This window comes from Aeromonas cavernicola (genome assembly GCF_002795305.1).
GTDB classification, from domain to species: domain Bacteria; phylum Pseudomonadota; class Gammaproteobacteria; order Enterobacterales; family Aeromonadaceae; genus Aeromonas; species Aeromonas cavernicola.
Map to the genome: position 1 here is coordinate 17,218 of NZ_PGGC01000001.1, position 19,244 is coordinate 36,461.

14 protein-coding genes and 1 pseudogene are annotated in these 19,244 nt (G+C 54.2%); 8 read left to right on the forward strand and 7 right to left on the reverse strand.

Translation table 11 applies throughout. From position 1 onward, the window contains the following. Positions 1-8 precede the first annotated feature (8 nt). Together CUC53_RS00080 and CUC53_RS00085 are read left to right on the forward strand one after the other, a co-directional pair. Positions 9-1,508, forward strand: coding sequence for a SpoIIE family protein phosphatase (locus tag CUC53_RS00080; protein WP_100292272.1), 1,500 nt, complete (start codon positions 9-11; stop codon positions 1,506-1,508). Between the two features lie 70 nt (positions 1,509-1,578). Further along, positions 1,579-2,586, forward strand: a complete 1,008-nt coding sequence (locus CUC53_RS00085; RefSeq protein WP_100292273.1) for a glycosyltransferase family 4 protein — start codon at positions 1,579-1,581, stop codon at positions 2,584-2,586. 97 nt (positions 2,587-2,683) lie between these two features. On the opposite strand, the pseudogene CUC53_RS18945 reads toward CUC53_RS00085, so the two are convergent. Both CUC53_RS18945 and CUC53_RS00095 read right to left on the reverse strand, forming a co-directional pair. Next, positions 2,684-2,830, reverse strand: a pseudogene (locus CUC53_RS18945) (transposase); the annotation flags it as partial. Between the two features lie 32 nt (positions 2,831-2,862). Further along, positions 2,863-3,846: a TDT family transporter gene (locus CUC53_RS00095; RefSeq protein ID WP_100292274.1), complete on the reverse strand. Its 984-nt coding sequence runs from the start codon at positions 3,844-3,846 to the stop codon at positions 2,863-2,865. 103 nt (positions 3,847-3,949) lie between these two features. Between CUC53_RS00095 and CUC53_RS00100 the strand changes: the two genes are divergently transcribed. Then, entirely contained in the window at positions 3,950-4,852 is a 903-nt protein-coding gene (locus CUC53_RS00100) for a LysR substrate-binding domain-containing protein (RefSeq protein ID WP_100292275.1), read from the forward strand. A 21-nt stretch (positions 4,853-4,873) separates the two neighbouring features. Here the strand turns inward: CUC53_RS00100 and nfo are convergent, their stop codons facing one another. Together nfo and sstT are read right to left on the reverse strand one after the other, a co-directional pair. Then, the gene (nfo, locus tag CUC53_RS00105) at positions 4,874-5,719 is read right to left on the reverse strand and encodes a deoxyribonuclease IV (protein WP_100292276.1); all 846 of its coding nucleotides are present in this window, start codon (positions 5,717-5,719) and stop codon (positions 4,874-4,876) included. Positions 5,720-5,991: 272 nt separating this feature from the next. Then, the gene (gene sstT / locus CUC53_RS00110; protein WP_100292277.1) at positions 5,992-7,242 is read right to left on the reverse strand and encodes a serine/threonine transporter SstT; all 1,251 of its coding nucleotides are present in this window, start codon (positions 7,240-7,242) and stop codon (positions 5,992-5,994) included. Positions 7,243-7,566: 324 nt separating this feature from the next. Here sstT and CUC53_RS00115 point away from each other — a divergent pair, with 324 nt between their 5' ends. The 5 genes from CUC53_RS00115 to CUC53_RS00135 all read left to right on the forward strand — a co-directional run bounded on the left by CUC53_RS00115 (position 7,567) and on the right by CUC53_RS00135 (position 15,304). Further along, positions 7,567-9,480 carry a RecQ family ATP-dependent DNA helicase gene (locus CUC53_RS00115; protein WP_100292278.1) on the forward strand — a complete coding sequence of 638 codons (1,914 nt, stop codon included), beginning with the start codon at positions 7,567-7,569 and terminating at the stop codon, positions 9,478-9,480. A 600-nt stretch (positions 9,481-10,080) separates the two neighbouring features. Then, complete coding sequence (locus CUC53_RS00120; RefSeq protein ID WP_100292279.1) at positions 10,081-12,003, forward strand: PrkA family serine protein kinase; 1,923 nt, start codon at positions 10,081-10,083, stop codon at positions 12,001-12,003. 23 nt (positions 12,004-12,026) lie between these two features. Beyond that, positions 12,027-13,298, forward strand: coding sequence for a YeaH/YhbH family protein (locus CUC53_RS00125; RefSeq protein ID WP_100292280.1), 1,272 nt, complete (start codon positions 12,027-12,029; stop codon positions 13,296-13,298). Positions 13,299-13,307: 9 nt separating this feature from the next. Beyond that, a complete protein-coding gene (locus CUC53_RS00130; protein ID WP_100292281.1) occupies positions 13,308-14,819 on the forward strand; it encodes a SpoVR family protein in 1,512 nt (503 codons plus the stop codon). 209 nt (positions 14,820-15,028) lie between these two features. Further along, positions 15,029-15,304, forward strand: a complete 276-nt coding sequence (locus CUC53_RS00135) for a DUF1289 domain-containing protein (protein WP_100292282.1) — start codon at positions 15,029-15,031, stop codon at positions 15,302-15,304. Between the two features lie 78 nt (positions 15,305-15,382). On the opposite strand, the gene CUC53_RS00140 is transcribed toward CUC53_RS00135, so the two are convergent. Genes CUC53_RS00140 through fruB form a run of 3 tightly spaced genes read right to left on the reverse strand, consistent with a single transcriptional unit; the run spans position 15,383 to position 19,202 of the window. After that, positions 15,383-17,119 (reverse strand): PTS fructose-like transporter subunit IIB, encoded by a 1,737-nt coding sequence (locus CUC53_RS00140; protein ID WP_100292283.1) that lies wholly within the window; start codon positions 17,117-17,119, stop codon positions 15,383-15,385. Beyond that, on the reverse strand, positions 17,116-18,102 hold the full coding sequence (pfkB, locus tag CUC53_RS00145; protein WP_100292284.1) for a 1-phosphofructokinase: 987 nt from the start codon (positions 18,100-18,102) through the stop codon (positions 17,116-17,118). Before pfkB ends, CUC53_RS00140 begins: the two co-directional genes overlap by 4 nt. Then, positions 18,102-19,202: a fused PTS fructose transporter subunit IIA/HPr protein gene (gene fruB / locus CUC53_RS00150; protein WP_100292285.1), complete on the reverse strand. Its 1,101-nt coding sequence runs from the start codon at positions 19,200-19,202 to the stop codon at positions 18,102-18,104. Before fruB ends, pfkB begins: the two co-directional genes overlap by 1 nt. Positions 19,203-19,244 lie beyond the last annotated feature (42 nt).

The following is a 19,244-nucleotide window of genomic DNA, read 5'->3' on the forward strand; positions in this document are numbered from 1 at the left end:
GAAAACCTATGAATGATTGGCAGCGTTGCGCGCCAGCAACGTTACAGTCAGTACGCGAACTGCGTAACAGACTTGCTCAAGGATTAGCTTTGTTACGGATCCCTCCTGCAGAACACGCGAACTGGCAACTTTGTTTCAGTGAGCTTGCGACCAATATAGTCAGACACGCCACTCCCCCAGCAACACAGATTTGGGTCACGCTACAGCAAGATGCACAAGGGATCATGTTACTGCTGGAAGATGATGGTGGACCCCAACCCACGTTGGCGGCCATGCCGCTACCTGATGAGCTTCAAGAAGGTGGCTATGGCTTAGCGTTGGTGCACAAGCTGTTTGATGAAGTTCATTTCAGCCGTCAGGCAGAGCGAAATAGGGTTGTTTTACGTCCTCGTGGTAATGCTTATGAGCCTCCTATCATCGCAGTAATAGATGATGACAAGGTAATGCGTACTTTACTAGAGGGTTACTTAAGTGGTGCTTATCGAGTGGAGTCTTATGCAGATCCACAGACTGCACTATTGACGCTTGGCCGTCAGCCACCAGCCTTGGTGCTTTCCGATATTGAAATGGAGGGAATTGATGGCTTCGATTTACGTCAAAAGCTGATGAAGGACTCTCGAATGGGAGGGGTGCCTTTTATTTTTCTCACAGGTCATCAAGATCAGTGGACTCAAAGTCGGGCAGGTGCGTTAGGTATCGATGATTTTCTCGTGAAGCCAATCACCAAGCAGGCCTTGTTATTGGCTGTTGCGAGGGTATTACAACGTTCCGTTCAACTTAAAGCGCAGTGGGGAGCAAAGCTAGATCGGCAGATGACATCAGCATTACGCCCTTTACTGCCAGCCTCAACGATTAATGGCTACCAGCTGGCATTACAGACTCGCGCTGCCGCAGTCGGTGGTGGTGATTTCTTACTGGTGAAGGGGCCTGTGTTGTGGCTAGGCGATGTGATGGGACATGACACACAAGCCAAATTCTTTGCTCATGCGTATGCTGGTTATCTGCGAGGCTTGCTTGCTGCACAGAGCGAGCAGCAGCATCCGGCTCGCCTACTTACAGCGTTTTCCACAGCCGTGTATAGCGATCCTCTCCTAGGTTCGACCTTACTGACCATTCTTTGTATTGAGCTTGGCGAACAAGGCTGGGTGAGATGGGCCAGTGCGGGTCATCCTTCCCCTTGGCTGATTAACGCAGAAGGGATACACCAAATCGGAGAAATTGGCCCTTTACCTGGCTTGCAGCCTGCACCCGATTTTGCGACCAATCAGCTACAGCTAAAGCCGGGAGAACGATTACTGTTTTGGACGGATGGTCTATTGGAGAGCCGAGACCCAGCAGAGCGTCAACAACGAGAGCGTCAGCTAGAGGCGATTTGTCTTACCTCTCAATCCAGTTTGGATCAGCAGGCACAACGCATCGCGAACTGGTTTGATGAACGTAGTTCATCGGCCGACCTTGATGATATGACATTGCTGCTACTGGCTTATCCTCCTGTTTCAGCCGCCTAGCAATGTGCAGATAGTAGTCTGCTCTTGGCCCGTGTGAGCAGCATGTTACGCCCAGCAAAGGACATAAGATATGTTATCTACACATGAGATCTGGCTAGCCATCGATGCCAGAGATGTGGGCGGCATTGAAGTACATGTCACACATCTGGCCCGTGAATTGATTGCTAAGGGATTAAAACCCGTCATCGTTTTAGTGGACGATCATGGCGATACCCCGTTTATTTCATTGCTCCAGCAGCAGGGCTTACCCTACAGAATTTGTCGTAACAGCATTGACTTTATGAAATCCATTGCGCGCAGGTCTGATGGGATGTTGCTGCACACCCATGGCTACAAAGCAGGGATTCTCGGACGTCTCACCGCATGGTGTAGCGGCAAATCGGTGGTGTCTACCTTTCATAGCGGCGACGATGGTACTGGGTGGCTAACACTATACAGTTGGCTCGATCGTGCAACCGCGCGCTTTGCAACATGTATTGCAGTCAGTGATCCCATTGCCCATAAATTGCCACACCCCAGTACCGTCATTAGTAACTTTGTTCCTCTGCCCTCAGCTGGCGCTCTGCTAACTGGCAATCATATTGCGTTTGTCGGTCGCTTATCCCCAGAAAAAGGTCCAGAAAGCTTTTGTCAGTTAGCGGCGCTTTGCCAAGAGGGGGAGTTCCACCTTTACGGGGATGGGCCACAACGTGGTCTATTGTCTAAGCGCTATAGTGACCGAGTCTCTTTTCATGGTTTCAGCCAGATGAAGGATGAGTGGCAGCATATCGACTTGCTCTGTATCACATCCCGATTTGAAGGGTTACCTCTAGTGGCTCTTGAGGCGATGGCCCATGGCATCCCCGTCTGCTCTTTTGCCGTGGGTGGGTTGGTCACACTCATTGATCACAAAGTAAATGGCTGGCTAGTCGAGCCAGGCCAAGTTCATGATATGGCTGCGATTGTCAATTATTGGCTACGAGCGGATAAACAGACTCGTCTTAGTATTAGCCAAGCCGCAACGAGAACGATCTCTAGAGGATACAGTGTCACTCACAGAGTGAATGATATTTTGGCTGTGTACAGCTCTGCCACATAGGCTTCATTGACTAAAAAGTTATCAGCCCAGCCTACTCTTGGGCGAAAGCACATTTTCCTCGATGTCTATCCCAAAATAACGGCGTTCAATACTTATCATCCAAGCCACCTAATTTGAGGCTCCACCTGTAAAAGGTTGCAGAGCTGATGTTATCCTCGCGGCAACATCTAGGACTCGGTGAGCCAGACTCTGCTCGCTTGAGGATGGCGATAGTCTGGGCATTGCTAAAACGTGATGCTTTTATGTCGCTGCCTGCAATCTGAGAACAGGAAAACGCTACTGATGAGCCCCCCAAATTTTCGGGAGACGATCCACTGACGCTGGTATAAAAAACATGAGGTAACGCAACGCAACATAGCCGACGATCACGGTCGCCACACCGAGCTCTGCATAAGCCAACACTCGGATTTGCTCAGCATAGCGATCAGCTAAGGCAAAGCTGTCCACCCACTGCGCGACTTTGAACAGGGCCGTCGCACCGATCACCAATGGGAACGTAAAGGCGGCATAACCGGGGGAAAAAGGCAGCTGAAGTAGTTTGATAAATGCCAGATAAATAATACCGGTCATCAAAATAGCAATCCCCAGCAGCACCGCCACCAACAGCAGTGATGGTGTTTGAGTAACGGTCAGATAACCAGCCAGCGAGAGACTAGCAGGGGCAGCAAGAATAGCGATAGTGGGTTTGGCGGCATCGGGTACTTCGTGACTGAAGATAAGACGATAAAGCATCAATGGCAGCATCACACCGTAACAACTGATGCCAAACCAAAGCAGGCCATGGGCCAAGGGCGCAAAAACACCACCCGGAAAGGCGACATCCGCCACGATGATCCCCACTGGTGGGACAAACCAGCTGGGCACCATATGGTGGATTTCAAATGCTTTTGCGCGGTGCCATATGAAGGTGGCTAAAAACAGCACGTGCAAGGCGACAGCAAACAACCAGAGAGCAACACCGGCTTGTGGCGCAAACGTACCGACAGCTTTGGAAACCACCATGGTCCCCATGGCATAGGTGGGCACCACGCTACCGACGACGGGATGCGCAAGATCTTGCAACAGCAATCGGGGATGCAGCAAAAACTTAAAAGTGAGGATTAGCAGCAATACCGATGCGATGGCTGCACCCAGCAACTGCACACGCCCTTCAAAAGGGCCCGCATTCTCCCAACACCATCCGAGGCTAGCAATACCTAATGCCAGTCCCGCCATGGGGGTCGGGGCTTTGCCTAAGGATTGACGAGTTCTGGCGATCATGGTGGCACCTCTCATTTGGATGACAATGACCATAGGATAAGCAGCGAACATTGTTTATGATATCTAAATGAATTAAATGTGGTGTTAAGGATAACTAAACAAAATGAAGCTGACGCTGCAGCAACTAAAAGTGTTCGCCGCTATCGCCCGCAACGGCAATCTAGGGCTTGCCGCCAACGAACTGTGTTTAAGTAAGGGCGCGGTATCGCAAGCCCTACAAGAGCTCGAACGGCAACTTGCAACACCACTCTTTGATCGCATTCACCCACGATTACAACTCAACAGCGAAGGGCGATTACTGCAACCTGCCGCCGAAGAGATACTCACGCGAATGCAGGATATTGAAAACCTATTTCGGCCAGAGGCAGAACCCAGTAGCCAGCTAAAACTAGGAGCGAGTCAGACTATCGGTAACTACCTGCTGCCAACCCTACTCGCCAGCAGCAAGCAGCAACTAGGCCTGCCGCCCAAGGTGACCATCACCAATACCCATCTGCTGTGCCATGCCTTAGCCCAGTTTGAACTGGATTTGGCCCTGATCGAGGGTGAAAACCACCACCCAGACCTGATAAATGAACCATGGCTAGAGGACGAAATGTTGGTAGTGGCACAACCAGGCCACAGACTTGCCAATGCGGCCCCATTCACGCTTGCCCACCTAGGGGGAGAGCGCTGGGTCTTGCGGGAAGCGCAATCCGGCAGCCGAGAACAATTTGAGCGGCAACTCCAGCCAACGCTCCCAAGTTGGACCCTAGGACTGGAGCTCAACACCTTAGAGGCCGTGATGCTAGCCGTCGAGCAAGGCTTGGGGCTGACCTTTATCTCGCGGTTAGCCGTCTCGGATCGGTTACAAGCTGGGCGCTTGGTCGCCCTGCCCCTGACCAAGCGCTACCCACGCCAACTTTCGCTGATCTGGCATCGGCAAAAGTATCACTCTGCCACCCTGCGCCGCTTCTTAGCATTTTGTCGAGCACAGCCCTCCTATTTACGTCCTCTCACCGATTGAGGGCGTTAAACACGACTACCACTAGGAGCTAGCCAAACTGCGTAACCAGCAGATCTCATCCCCCCAGATCGATTCATCAATGGTCTCTAGGATCAGCGGAATCCCATCAAAGCGGGGATCATTCATGATGTGTTGAAACACAGCCTCCCCCAAATTACCTTCCCGTAGGCTGTGATGACGATCAACGCGACTACCAAAGGTGCATTTGGCACCATTTATATGCATCCCCTTAAGATATTGAAAACCAACAATTTGCTCAAAATCTGCAAAAACGGCGGCACAGGATTGCGCGGTACGCAGATCATAACCAGCGGCAAAAGCATGGCAGGTATCGAAGCAAACACCGACTCGGCTTTTATCTTCTACCCCCGCGATCAGGGTCGCTAGGTGCTCAAATGACCAACCTAGATTGGTGCCCTGCCCCGCCGTATTTTCAATCACGACCGTCACGCCTTGGCTGCGTTCTAGGGCCCAGTTAATGGACTCACTCACCAGCGCAAGGCTCGCAGCCTCTGGGATCTGCTTAAGATGGCTGCCGGGATGAAAATTGAGATAACAGAGCCCCAACTGCTCGCAACGCCGGATCTCATCTAAAAAAGCATCACGAGATTTAGCCAATCCTTCAGGATCTGGATGACCCAAATTGATCAAGTAACTATCGTGGGGCAGGATCTGTTGAGGTGTAAATCCCGCCTGCTCACAAGCCTGCTTAAAGGCACGGATGGTCGCTTCTGACAAGGGCGGAGCCTGCCATTGACGCTGGTTTTTAGTAAACAGGGCAAAGGCGTTAGCACCGATCGCTTGGGCTCTCGCAATACACTGCTCCACGCCCCCAGCAGCACTCACGTGCGCACCAATAAATTTCATTCACTCTTCCTCACAAGATCAGGATCGAATAACAGGGCACACCAGCGCACTGACTCTGACATGAGCAGTGGCGCAGCCGAGACAGTATGCCAAGTTCAATCAGATCGCAGCAAACCGAGAAAAACGATGGGCGACATCGAACGCGCGACGTGTTGCCCCTACCGGATCCCCTCGAGGTTCAAACAAAAAATCCGAAACCAGCCACGCTGGTTTCGGATTGTCAGAAAATAATGCGGTCAAAAAGAGGCGCTAGTGCGCCGCCGCCATCTTGCTCAGACGTCACTACGGGTCATAGGGATTGTATCCGGCAGGGTTTGATCATCAGCAATACAGGCCGCCGCCGTAAACAGCACGTCCGTCGAGCTGTTAAGTGCCGTTTCAGCAGAATCCTGCAAAACCCCGATGATGAAGCCCACCGCCACAACCTGCATGGCGATATCGTTGCTGATGCCAAACAGGCTGCATGCCAGCGGGATCAGCAGTAAAGAACCGCCAGCTACGCCGGACGCACCGCAGGCGCTGATGGTCGCCACCACCGAGAGCAACACCGCCGTAGCCAGATCGACCTCCATACCCAGGGTATGTACCGCCGCCATAGAGAGCACGGTAATAGTGATAGCGGCACCTGCCATGTTAATGGTGGCCCCGAGCGGGATGGAGACAGCATAGGTATCTTCCGGCAGACGCAACTTTTCGCACAGCGCCATGTTGACCGGAATATTGGCAGCAGAGCTACGGGTAAAGAAGGCAGTCACACCACTCTCTTTCAGGCAGGTCAGTACCAACGGATAAGGGTTGCGTTTGATCTTCCAAAAGACGATCAGCGGATTCACCACGAAAGCGATGAACAGCATGCTACCGATTAATACCATCAGCAGCTGGGCATACCCTAACAACGCATCGAAACCCGTTTCGGCTAACGTGGCAGCGACTAGCCCGAGGATCCCCAACGGCGCACAGCGAATGATGACTTTCACGATCGCCGATACCCCATGAGACAGGTCGGTGATCAGCGCCTTGGTGCTCTCGTTAGCGTGACGCATCGCCAGCCCCAAACCAATCGCCCATGCCAAAATACCGATGTAATTTGCCTCAATCAACGCCTTGACTGGGTTTGTTACCACGTTAAATAACAGGGTTTGTAATACCTCGGTGATCCCACCAGGTGGTGTGATCTCAGCGGTGTTGGCAACCAGATGAAGGTTTGACGGGAACAAAAAACTGGCAATAACCGCCACCACAGCAGCAGAAAAAGTGCCAAAAAGATACAGCACAAGCAGTGGCCGAATATTGGTCTTCTGTCCTTGCTTGTGGCCAATGATCGCGGCCATTACCAGCACGAACACCAACAACGGGGCCACCGCTTTAAGTGCACCGACAAACAGGTTGCCTAATAAACTGGCAGTTTTGGCCCACTCAGGGGCAAAAAACGCCAGCAAAATACCAAGCACCAGACCAACTAAGATCTGGCTAACTAAACTGGTGCCATTGACCAGCCGAAGAAGGGGGTGTTGTTGTGTCATCAAATAGTTCCTACGCACAAAGTGCATGAATCATGAGTCCTCTCTGCAATCCTGATGTGGGTGCAAAGACCCCAATTGAAGCAAAATGGCAAGCTTTCTATCGAGCTCGTCCTGTTACGACCAGATTGCGACAGGGAATATCCCATCCAGCGCGTTTTTTTTCTATAGAATCACCAAAAAATATCCTTTTTACCCCACAAAAAACCGCAACATAGCTACAACAATGGCGCAACCAACCATGCTTGTATATTTAATCAACACACCCTGCTACCGCAAAACAAGGCGCTTACCTAATGCGCCTCTCTCTTGCCAAGGAGACCGACCATGATCCCTACTCTGCTACGTCGCCACTTTGGCTTTACTGATTTACGGCCTGGGCAAGAAGCGGTGATGACACGGTTATTAGCGGGGCAAAGCGCAGTGGCAATTTTCCCTACCGGTTCCGGTAAATCGCTCTGCTATCAGTTGCCAGCTATTGCGCTGCCCCACCTCACCTTGGTTATCTCTCCTTTGCTCGCCTTAATGCACGATCAGCTGGCGTTTCTCACACACAAGGGGATCCCCGCCGCGACACTCGATTCCAGCCAAAGTGCAGAGCAGAGTCATCATGTGATGCAGCAGGCGCGAGAGGGTCAACTCAAGGTCTTGATGGTCTCGGTGGAGCGCCTTAAAAACGAGCGTTTTCGCCGTTTTATCCAGCAGATCCCCCTGTCACTGCTGGTGGTAGATGAGGCACACTGTATCTCGGAATGGGGACACAACTTTCGCCCTGATTACCTCAAACTGCCGCATTATCGCCACGCATTGGCGATCCCGCAGGTAGTGTTGCTGACGGCGACCGCCACTCCCGCGGTCATCCGCGACATGCAAAACAAGTTCGACATCCCATCAAATGGGGTGATTGTGACGGGGTTTTACCGCGCAAATCTCGACCTCGCGGTTGTTCCCTTGCAGCCAGCAGCACGGGAGCAGTGGCTGACTAAAACCTTGATGCAAGATCCCACTGCCCCTACTATCGTCTACGTGACGTTACAACAGACAGCAGAATCCTGCGCCCAGATGTTGACCCGACAAGGACTCAAGGCTCAGGCTTACCATGCGAGGCTGAGCGCCCCATTGCGTAGTCAGATCCAGCAGGATTTCATGGTAGGTCGCGTCGATTGCATTGTCGCCACCATCGCGTTTGGGATGGGTATCGACAAAGCCGATATTCGTCGCGTCATCCATTACGATCTGCCCAAATCCATTGAAAACTACAGTCAAGAGATTGGTCGCGCCGGCCGGGATGGCCAAGCCGCCCGCTGTGTGGTGCTTGCCCATCAGGCGCAATTACCGGTGTTGGAAAATTTTGTCTACGGCGACACACCCGATCTCAGTGCTATCACGCACCTACTCATCCTCATCAAACAGAGCGGCACTGAGTGGGAGTTCACTCTATCTCAGCTCGCGAGCGACACGAATATCCGCCCCCTGCCGCTGAAAACCTTGCTGGTCTACTTGGAGATCGCAGGCATCATCAGCCCCGCATACAGCTATTACGCCGACTACCGCTTCAAATTTGTGCTGAAAAAAGGCGAGATCCTCAGCCACTTCCATCCCACTCGGCAAACCTTCCTGACCGAGCTATTTGCCTGTGCCCCCCAAGCTCGCAGCTGGTGCACAATGGATTTCGATGCCCTTTGGCAGCGTTATCAAGGCGAACGACAACGGGCGGTAGCAGCCCTTGACTACCTGCAACAGCAAGGCTGGATCGAACTGGAAAGCAAACAGATGACCGAGGTTTATCGCGTTGTCACACCTGAATGGGACGGCCCACAGCAAGCGGCTGCCCTGCATGGCTTGTTCTTACAAAAAGAGCAGAGTGAACTGGCTAGACTCGCGACCATGCTCGACTTTTTTACCTCACCTCACTGCCTAAGCCACCGTCTAGCTCACTATTTTGCTGATACTGCGGCGCCTGCCCGCTGTGGTCACTGCTCGGTATGCCGAGGACAAGTGGCTACGCTCCCCTCGCTACCGCCACTGACCCTGCCCAATAATGAAACACTGCGTACTTGGTGCGACCCCTTTGTTGCCAAAACAGGCTGCCAAGATGCGCGAGGGCTAGCTCGGTTCTTATGTGGTATCAGTACTCCCATGACCCACCGTGTCAGTGCCAAATCATTGGCAGGCTTCGGCCAATTAACAACGCAACCTTTTGCCACCGTGCTGCAGGCGGTTACCCGCGTATATCAATAACGTTCAAACAAGCACCACCATTACGTTAACGTAAACTTCACAACTATTTACGCATGGCGTTGAAAAAAGAAGACCCTCGCAGTTGCGAGGGTCAAGCCAACGGAAACGTGCTTAAACAGAGCTTCGTACAACTATAAACCGCACTCTTGCTAGAACGGCTCATAGATTGCACAGGGCCAATTTAGTGGAGCCAAAATGTAGCGTCAATGTAAAAATTAGAGTTTAAAACCTAAAAAATGAAAATTACGCTTACGTTAACATAAAAACATTTTTATCGATAATCTCAACAACCCACGCCAAGCCTCAGCTTTGCTTTTCATCGCTTTCGCCACATTGACGATTTTGATTCGCCAATAAACTTTTATTGTTTATGTCTTTGACATTTACCTCACTGTCATGGCAAAAATAATTTAGCAGTCAGTAACATAGCAATGTTGCTGACTGGCCTCCCGCACAAGGATCGGGCTGGTTTCTTCACAATGTCATCAAGCAAATTAGGGATGGACTACTGGGTACTGTTGACTAGGCTTTAAAAGGATACAGAACAAAAACAGTGATCCACTCTTTTTCAGGGTAAGCGACTATAACGAGGGCAAAGTTATGGGCATCTTCGAGCATTACCAACAGCGATATGAGAAAGCCAGGGAAGAGGAGTACAGCATCCAGGAGTTTCTGGATATGTGTAAGCAAGATAAATCTTGCTATGCCTCCGCTGCCGAACGTCTGTTAACCGCCATTGGCGAACCTGAAATGGTGGATACCTCCGCCAATCCCAGATTAAGCAGACTTTTTTCCAACCGCGTCGTGGCACGCTATCCCGCCTTCAAGGACTTCTACGGGATGGAAGAGGCCATCGAGCAGATCGTCTCCTACCTCAAACACTCCGCCCAAGGACTGGAGGAGAAGAAACAGATCCTCTATCTGCTGGGCCCCGTTGGCGGCGGCAAATCCTCGCTGGCAGAGAAGCTCAAATCCTTAATGCAGAAAGTGCCCATCTATCGTATCAAGGGTTCACCGGTCAACGATCACCCCTTCTGTCTATTCGATATCGAAGAGGATGGTGAGATCCTAGAAAAAGAGTACGGCATCCCGTGCCGCTACTTGCGCCCTATTATGTCCCCTTGGGCCGCGAAACGGCTGCATGAATTTGGTGGCGACATTACCAAGTTCAAGGTAGAGAAGGTTAGCCCTTCTATCTTGGATCAGATTGCTATCGCCAAAACCGAACCGGGCGATGATAACAACCAAGACATCTCCTCCCTTGTGGGTAAAGTCGACATCCGCATGCTAGAGCATTTCGCCCAAGATGATGCTGACGCTTATTCCTACTCCGGCGCTTTATGTAAAGCCAACCAAGGGGTCATGGAATTTGTCGAGATGTTCAAGGCGCCGATCAAGGTGCTGCACCCGCTGCTGACTGCAACCCAAGAGGGGAACTACAACGGTACCGAGGGTCTCTCCGCCCTCCCCTTTGACGGCATTCTGCTAGCCCACTCCAACGAATCCGAGTGGCAGCAATTCCGCAACAACAAGAACAACGAAGCCTTTCTCGACCGAGTTTATATCGTCAAGGTGCCTTACTGCCTGCGCGTGTCGGAAGAGGTGAAGATCTACGAAAAACTGCTGATTAACAGTGAACTGACCGAGGCAAAATGTGCCCCAGGCACCCTTGAGCTACTAGGGCAATTCTCGGTGTTGTCACGGCTGAAAGAGCCGGAAAACTCCAGCCTCTACTCCAAGATGCGAGTCTATGATGGCGAAAGCCTCAAAGACACCGATCCCAAGGCTAAAAGCTATCAGGAGTATCGTGACTACGCGGGCGTGGACGAGGGAATGAATGGTCTCTCTACCCGCTTTGCGTTCAAAATCCTTTCCCGCGTCTTCAACTTCGACCACGCGGAGGTTGCCGCCAACCCGGTGCACCTCTTCTATGTGCTGGAGCAGCAGATCGAGCGAGAGCAGTTCCCGCAAGAGCTGCACGATCGCTACCTTGAGTTCATCAAGGGCTACCTGACCCCACGCTACGTGGAGTTCATCGGCAAGGAGATCCAGACCGCCTATCTCGAGTCCTACTCCGAGTACGGTCAGAACATCTTCGATCGCTACGTCACCTACGCCGACTTCTGGATCCAGGATCAAGAGTACCGTGATCCCGAAACCGGCCAGCTGTTTGACCGTGCGTCCCTCAACAGCGAGCTGGAGAAAATCGAAAAACCCGCCGGGATCAGCAACCCGAAAGATTTCCGCAACGAAATCGTCAACTTTGTGCTGCGTGCCCGGGCCAACAATGCAGGCCGTAACCCCAACTGGACCAGTTACGAGAAGCTGCGCACCGTGATCGAGAAGAAAATGTTCTCGAACACGGAAGAGCTGCTGCCAGTTATCTCCTTCAACAGCAAAACCTCAGCCGAGGAGCAGAAGAAGCACGATAACTTTGTCGAACGGATGATGGAGAAAGGCTACACCCGTAAACAGGTGCGTCTGCTCTCCGAATGGTATCTCAGGGTACGCAAGTCATCCTGACCCTGACGGTTCAAGGGGGAGTTATGGCGCATTTTATCGACCGCAGGCTCAACGGCAAAAACAAAAGCGCTGTCAATCGGCAGCGCTTCATCCGCCGCTACAAGAAGCAGATAAAACAAGCGGTCTCGGATGCTGTCTCCAAGCGCAGCATTCAGGACGTAGACAAGGGCGAAAGCATCAGCATCCCGACCAAAGATATCGGCGAGCCCCATTTTCATCAGGGGCACGGCGGCAAGCGGGAGATGGTGCATCCCGGCAATGACCAGTTCGTCTCCGGCGACAAGATTGACCGCCCCAAAGGAGGGGGCGGCGGACAAGGGGCTGGTGAAGGACAAGCCTCCAATCAGGGGGAAGGGGCCGATGATTTCGTGTTCCAGATCTCCAAAGATGAGTATCTCGATCTGCTGTTTGAAGATCTGGAACTGCCCAGGCTGCAGAAAACCCAGCTCAATCAGCTGATGGAGGTGAAAACCTATCGGGCGGGCTACACCTCAAACGGGGTGCCCGCCAACATCAACGTGGTGCGTTCCCTGCAAAATTCGCTGGCGCGGCGCATGGCGCTGCAAGCGGGCAAGAAACGCCAACTGCATGAACTGGAAGATCGGCTGGCCCTGCTGGCCACCGATCCCAACGAACACTTTGCCGAAATAGCGCAGCTCGAGAAGGAGATCCGCGAGCTGAAACGGCGGATCGACGCAGTCCCCTTTATCGACACCTTCGATCTCAAATTCAACAACTTCGTCAAACGGCCCGTCCCTTCCAGTCAGGCGGTGATGTTCTGCCTGATGGACGTCTCGGGCTCTATGGACCAAGCCACCAAGGAGATGGCTAAGCGTTTCTATATCCTGCTCTATCTGTTCCTGAGCCGCACGTATAAGAACGTCGAGGTGGTTTACATCCGCCACCACACTCAAGCCAAGGAGGTAGACGAGCACGAGTTTTTCTACTCCCAAGAGACCGGCGGCACTATCGTGTCAAGTGCGCTCAAGATGATGGATGACATTATCACTGAACGTTATCCCGCCAATCAGTGGAACATCTACGCAGCACAAGCATCAGATGGCGATAACTGGGCCGATGACTCGCCACAGTGCAAAGAGATCCTCGTGCGCGACATCATGCCGCGAGTCCGTTATTACTCCTACATCGAGATCACTACCCGTGCCCATCAGACTCTGTGGCACGAGTACGAATCGGTGGCCAGCCAGTTCCCCCACTTTGCGATGGAGCATATTCGCAGGGTCGAGGATATCTATCCGGTGTTCCGCGAACTGTTCAAAAAGCAAGCGGCATAAGGAGGTCACATGATCGAAACTGAAAAACGTAGAGCACCGCTCGGTGACGGCCCTGACTGGAACTTCGATCTGCTGGAGACCTATCACCAGGAGATCGCCCGCGTTGCCAAAATCTACCAGTTGGATACCTACCCCAACCAGATCGAGGTGATCACCGCGGAACAGATGATGGATGCCTATTCCAGCGTTGGTATGCCCATCGGTTATCAACATTGGTCGTTCGGCAAGCGCTTTATCCATACCGAACGCAACTACAAGCGTGGCCAGATGGGGCTGGCCTACGAGATTGTGATCAACTCAGACCCTTGCATTGCCTACCTGATGGAAGAGAATACCATGCCGATGCAGGCGCTGGTAATGGCTCACGCCTGCTATGGCCACAACTCGTTTTTCAAGAACAACTATCTGTTCAAAGCCTGGACCGACGCCTCCTCCATCATCGACTATCTGTTGTTTGCCAAGCACTACATCACCGAATGTGAGGAGAAACACGGCATTGAGGCGGTAGAACAGCTGATAGACTCCTGCCATGCCCTTATGAACTTTGGCGTAGACCGCTACAAACGGCCGCAAAAGATCTCGATGGCTGAGGAGAAACGGCGGCAGAAGGCGCGAGAAGATTACCTGCAAACCCAAGTTAACGAGCTGTGGCGTACCCTGCCCAAGCAACATAAAGCTGCGGGGGTGGAGGACAGACGCTACCCCGCTGAACCCCAAGAAAACATTCTCTACTTCATCGAGAAAAACGCCCCGTTGCTGGAACCTTGGCAACGTGAAATCGTGCGGATCGTGCGCAAGATCAGCCAATATTTCTACCCACAGAAACAGACCCAAGTGATGAATGAAGGATGGGCAACGTTCTGGCACTACACCATCCTCAACCACCTCTATGACGAGGGTAAGCTGAGCGATAGGTTTATGATGGAGGTGCTGCACAGCCACACCAACGTGGTCTATCAACCGGCCTACAACAGCCGCTACTACTCTGGACTCAACCCCTATGCGCTGGGGTTTGCCATGTTTACCGACCTGCGCCGCATCTGCGAGAACCCCACCGAGGAGGACAGATACTGGTTCCCCGATTATGCCGGTAGCAACTGGGTCGAAACCCTCCACTTTGCCATGCAAAACTTCAAGGATGAGAGCTTTATCAGCCAGTTCTTAAGCCCGAAAGTGATGCGAGACATGAAGCTGTTCGCCATTGATGATGACGATCTGAAAAACTACCTGAGAGTTGGCGCCATCCACAATGACGAGGGCTACCGCCAGGTACGCAATACTCTGTCAGCCCAGTACAACCTCAGTAATTTGGAGCCCAACATTCAGGTCTATAACGTTGCGGTGAAGGGAGATAGATCGCTGACCTTGCGCTATGTCCCCCACAATCGCATCCCCCTTGGCGACTCGCGCCATGAAGTGCTCAAGCACCTTCATCAACTCTGGGGATTTGACGTGATCCTAGAGCAGGATAACGGTGACCTTCCTGCCGAGATCATCGGTCGGACCCCAGAACGAAAATAGGGGCTTGCGATCATGCTATGCACACATCAAGGGCCCACTCTGTGGGCCTTTTTCCATGCTCAGCTCAGCCCCCCTTGGACCGTTTACGTAGCCACTACATGCCGACCGGCGGCACGCCATATAGACTGCCGCATGCACCACACCAAAGCGGCAATCACTTAGCACTGCTGATGGCTTGGACAAGGTGGCATTGAAGCCAAAGGAGAGAGATGGAACAACTTGAAATCTTCCCACTCCAGAGTCCCTGTATCGGTGTCTGTGAAGTGAACAATAAAGGCTACTGCAAGGGGTGTCTGCGCAACCGCGAGGAACGCTTTAACTGGCTTACGATGACGCCAGCTCAGCAGCAAGAGGTGATGCGGCTATGCCGTGGCCGTAAAGCGCGGGTTGAAACGGCACGCCGCAAGGCTCAAGAGAATCAACACGATAGCCCCCACAACAGTGGCCAAGATGAGCTGCAAGCACCACAGGGGTGGGATTTCTAAGCGCACCACATTCCATCTAACAACAAGGCGACCCGCAGGTCGCCTTGTTGTTTATCACTGAATCACAATGGTGCTGTATCACACCATTGCCGAGTTGGCCGATGCATCACTGGGCTTGATCATGGCATACGCCACCCCTGTCAGCGCTGAACCTGCGGCGATCGCCACCACATACATCAGCACATTGCTGATCGCATGGGGGATAAAGAGCACAAACAGGCCACCGTGAGGAGCAACCAGCTCACAGCCAAACAGCATCGAGAGGGCCCCCGTCAGCGCCCCGCCGGCCATGCAGGCTGGGATCACCCGCATCGGGTCTTTAGCCGCAAATGGGATGGCCCCTTCAGAGATAAAGCACAGCCCCAGCACAAACGAGGCTTTACCAGCTTCCTGCTCCGCCTTAATGAACTTGGCACGGGCTAGGAAGGTCGCAATGCCCATCCCCAGCGCAGGCACCATCCCTGCCGCCATCACCGCCGCCATCGGGGCGTAGGTTTTAGAGGCAAGTAGACCGACCCCAAAGGCGTATGCGGCCTTGTTCACTGGCCCGCCTAAATCGAAACACATCATGGCACCGATGATGACGCCGAGCAGCACGGCGTTAGCAGACCCCATGTTGTTCAGAAACACGGTCAAGGCTTTCATGATGTCTGCTACTGGGCCGCCGACCACATAGATCATCACTAGGCCCGTGAACAAGCTGGCAACCAGTGGAATGACGAGGATCGGTTTGAGGGCGTCCAAGGTCACCGGCAACCGCAGCTTGTCACTGATGAACTTAGCGCTGTAGCCGGCCAAGAAACCGGCCACTATGCCGCCGAGGAAACCCGCACCCAGCGAGCTGGCCAGCATCCCACCGATCATGCCAGGGGCAAGGCCCGGGCGATCGGCGATGGAGTAGGCAATGTACCCCGCCAACAGCGGGATCATCAGGGCAAAGGCCGAGCCACCGCCGATCTTCATCAGCGCAGCAGCCAGCGTGCCCTCCTCTTTAAATGCCTCAATACCGAAAATAAACGAGAGCGCGATAATCAGCCCCCCCGCCACCACCATCGGCAGCATAAAGGATACGCCGGTCAACAAGTGCTTGTAGGGGCCTGCTTTTTCCTCTGTTTTCGGTTGGCTGGCGCCCCTATGGCGATACAGCGTTGCCTCGTGCCACGCCTTGTCGAGCTCGGCGCGGGTCTTCTTCAGGGCCGCCCCCGTGCTGGTGCGATAAACCGACTTACCATCAAAACGGGCCATCGCCACCTCAATGTCGGTCGCCAAAAACACCAGATCAGCGGCGGCAATCTCCTCTGCCGTCAGGGCATCTTGGGCTCCCACTGAGCCTTGGGTCTCGATTCGGATCTGATACCCCAACTGTTTAGCCATGCTCTTTAGCGCTTCGGCCGACATAAAGGTATGAGCGACCCCAGTTGGGCAGGCGGTCACCGCCACGATGCGCTTACCCGCTGCCGCTGGGGCGACGGCCTCAGTAGCTGCGGGCGATGTCACGGGATGGCGGTAGACACTGGCCCCGCGGGTGGCGGCAGCCAACAAGGCCGCAGGGTCTTGCAGCGCCAGATCCATGCTGCCCTGATAGAGCGGCTTGCCATCATAGGCCGCCAGATCGACTGGGGCACTGGCAACCACCAGCACCAGCTCGGCAGCAGCAATCTGCTCCACGCTGGGTGCTTGGCGGGGCGACATGCTCGCGCCAACGTCAAGGGTGAGCTCCCAGCCTGCCAGCTTGGCCTGCTGTTCTATTCGTTTTGCAGCGAGAAAGCTGGTGGCAATGCCCGCTGGGCAAGCCGTAACCAGAATTGCTTTCATTGGGCATCTCCTGAGTGCTTGATGGATTGGGAATGAGAATGGATGGCAGCCACGTCCAGCGACTGCACACGTACCTGTTCCAGTAGTGGGGCCAATGCCGCCTGATCATCAAAACCGACGGCAACCTGACTCACAGCCAGGGCTGATACTGCGGTAGCAAGGCGCAAGGTCTGCTCTGGCGCCCAGCCAAGGCTAAGCCCATGGGCCAGCCCCGCGACCAGTGAATCGCCGGCACCGACCGTACTGACGACGGTCATGGGGGGTGGAATAGCCTGCCATATGGCGTCAGGGGTAAACCAGATCACGCCGTCCGCGCCATTGGAGATCACCACATGCGTGATCCCGCGCGCCTGAAGCTGGCGGGCACACTCGGCCTGCTCGCTTAAGGTCTTGATCGGACGGCCTGCCCACTGTGCAAGCTCCTCCAGATTGGGTTTGACCAAGGTCGGTGCCGCCTTGATCCCTTCGCTGAAGGCCGCGCCGCTGCAATCGAAAATAACCTGCTTCCCCTTGGCTTTGAGCTGGCGGATCAGCTGGCCGCAGTAGTCAGGATCTACTCCTTTGGGCAGGCTACCGGCGAGGACAAACCACTCGACTTCGGGTGCCAGTGCATCGAGGGTCTGCTCCAACGCGCTCACCGCGTCGTTCTCAATGGTGAGTCCTGGCAAGTTAACATCGGTCACTCGGCCTGACTGTTCGGAGATCTTGACGTTGATCCGTGTACTGCCTGCCACGCGAACAAAGTGATCCGCAAGCTCACGCTCGGCAAATAAAGCGACAAAGCTCTGCTGGTTATCGGCCCCCAGCCAGCCGCTAACCCCCACGTCACGACCCAGATCGCTGAGCACCATGGCCACGTTGATCCCCTTGCCCGCCGCCCGCAGGTTAGCCTCGCTGACCAAGTTCACCTCACCGAGCGCCAGCGCAGCCAAGCCCGTTGTGAGATCCAGCGCAGGATTGAGGGTGAGGGTGATGATCTCCATCAGTGTGTCCCCTCACCCAGACCTGCGGCGATGGCCACACCGATCCCCTTGAGCGCCGCTTCGGCATCCGCCCCTTCTGCACGAAAAGCCAGCCGGTGCCCGCACTTGACCCCCAGTCCAATCACCTTCATCAGGCTCTTGGCAGAGACCGCCTCACCGCTGCCATCAAGATTGGCAACCCGAATATCGGCCTCATACTCTTTGGCTACCTTGACCAGCATGGCGCCGGGGCGGGCGTGCAAGCCATGGGGGTTCAGGATGGTGAAGGTCTCGGCTAAACCACTGGCAGGCCCCGCCTGCAACATGGCCAGCCCGTCGCTGCCAACAAGGGTGGCAAGCTGATCGGCGTCCGCCAATTTGGCCAGATTCTCGAGTTGTGGTAGATAGCCCCCATCGGCAGCGCACAGCAGCAACAGCGCACTGACTGGTCGTTCACCTGAGCTAAGGGCATGGCTCGGGGTGGCCAACACCCAACCGCTCTGGGCGGCTTGCGCCCGTGCCAGCCAGATCCCCTCGCCCAGATAGGCCGGTTCGCTTGCCAGCAGGATGCTCACCATGGCAGCGTCGCCCCAGCCCGCAGACTTCGCACGCGCCGCCGCCCCCAGCAGCAGCTGATCCCGATCCTCGGCCGGAAAATCAGCCAAGGTGAGGTATTGCACCGCCTTGGCGGCCGTGGCGCCAGTCAGGATGTGGATGATGGTCTCGGCATCGGTGGCTCCTTGCAATTGAGCGGCGGCCTGCTCGTCCCCCAGCACATGGGTCAGCTGGCGCAAAATGGCCAAATGCTCATCAGACTTGGCGGCAATCCCGATGGCAATATAGGCGATCTGTCCCTCATCCCACGCAATGCCGTGGGGGAACTGGGCCACCATGACGCCGGTACGGTTGACCAGATGCCGGGTGTCGGTGGTGCCGTGGGGAATGGCGATGCCGCTGCCAAGATAGGTCGCTTGCTGCGCTTCGCGGGCCAGCATGCCATCGACATAGTCCGCCGCGACCAGACCCGCCTCGGTCAGTTTATCGGCCAGCAGGGCTATCGCCTCGGCCTTGGTGGTGACCGTCTGGCCAAGCAAAATGTGGGTCGCTTCCAACTTCAACATACAGGTTCTCCCTCTGCGTCCAGCGGCCCACATGGCCGGTGG

What these genes read in the sequence shown, in the direction of transcription:
- CUC53_RS00080 (WP_100292272.1), top strand. Translation starts at nt 9, where the DNA reads ATGAATGATTGGCAGCGTTGCGCGCCAGCAACGTTACAGTCAGTACGC.
- CUC53_RS00085 (WP_100292273.1), top strand. Translation starts at nt 1,579, where the DNA reads ATGTTATCTACACATGAGATCTGGCTAGCCATCGATGCCAGAGATGTG.
- CUC53_RS00095 (WP_100292274.1), bottom strand. Translation starts at nt 3,846, where the DNA reads ATGATCGCCAGAACTCGTCAATCCTTAGGCAAAGCCCCGACCCCCATG.
- CUC53_RS00100 (WP_100292275.1), top strand. Translation starts at nt 3,950, where the DNA reads ATGAAGCTGACGCTGCAGCAACTAAAAGTGTTCGCCGCTATCGCCCGC.
- nfo (WP_100292276.1), bottom strand. Translation starts at nt 5,719, where the DNA reads ATGAAATTTATTGGTGCGCACGTGAGTGCTGCTGGGGGCGTGGAGCAG.
- sstT (WP_100292277.1), bottom strand. Translation starts at nt 7,242, where the DNA reads ATGACACAACAACACCCCCTTCTTCGGCTGGTCAATGGCACCAGTTTA.
- CUC53_RS00115 (WP_100292278.1), top strand. Translation starts at nt 7,567, where the DNA reads ATGATCCCTACTCTGCTACGTCGCCACTTTGGCTTTACTGATTTACGG.
- CUC53_RS00120 (WP_100292279.1), top strand. Translation starts at nt 10,081, where the DNA reads ATGGGCATCTTCGAGCATTACCAACAGCGATATGAGAAAGCCAGGGAA.
- CUC53_RS00125 (WP_100292280.1), top strand. Translation starts at nt 12,027, where the DNA reads ATGGCGCATTTTATCGACCGCAGGCTCAACGGCAAAAACAAAAGCGCT.
- CUC53_RS00130 (WP_100292281.1), top strand. Translation starts at nt 13,308, where the DNA reads ATGATCGAAACTGAAAAACGTAGAGCACCGCTCGGTGACGGCCCTGAC.
- CUC53_RS00135 (WP_100292282.1), top strand. Translation starts at nt 15,029, where the DNA reads ATGGAACAACTTGAAATCTTCCCACTCCAGAGTCCCTGTATCGGTGTC.
- CUC53_RS00140 (WP_100292283.1), bottom strand. Translation starts at nt 17,119, where the DNA reads ATGAAAGCAATTCTGGTTACGGCTTGCCCAGCGGGCATTGCCACCAGC.
- pfkB (WP_100292284.1), bottom strand. Translation starts at nt 18,102, where the DNA reads ATGGAGATCATCACCCTCACCCTCAATCCTGCGCTGGATCTCACAACG.
- fruB (WP_100292285.1), bottom strand. Translation starts at nt 19,202, where the DNA reads ATGTTGAAGTTGGAAGCGACCCACATTTTGCTTGGCCAGACGGTCACC.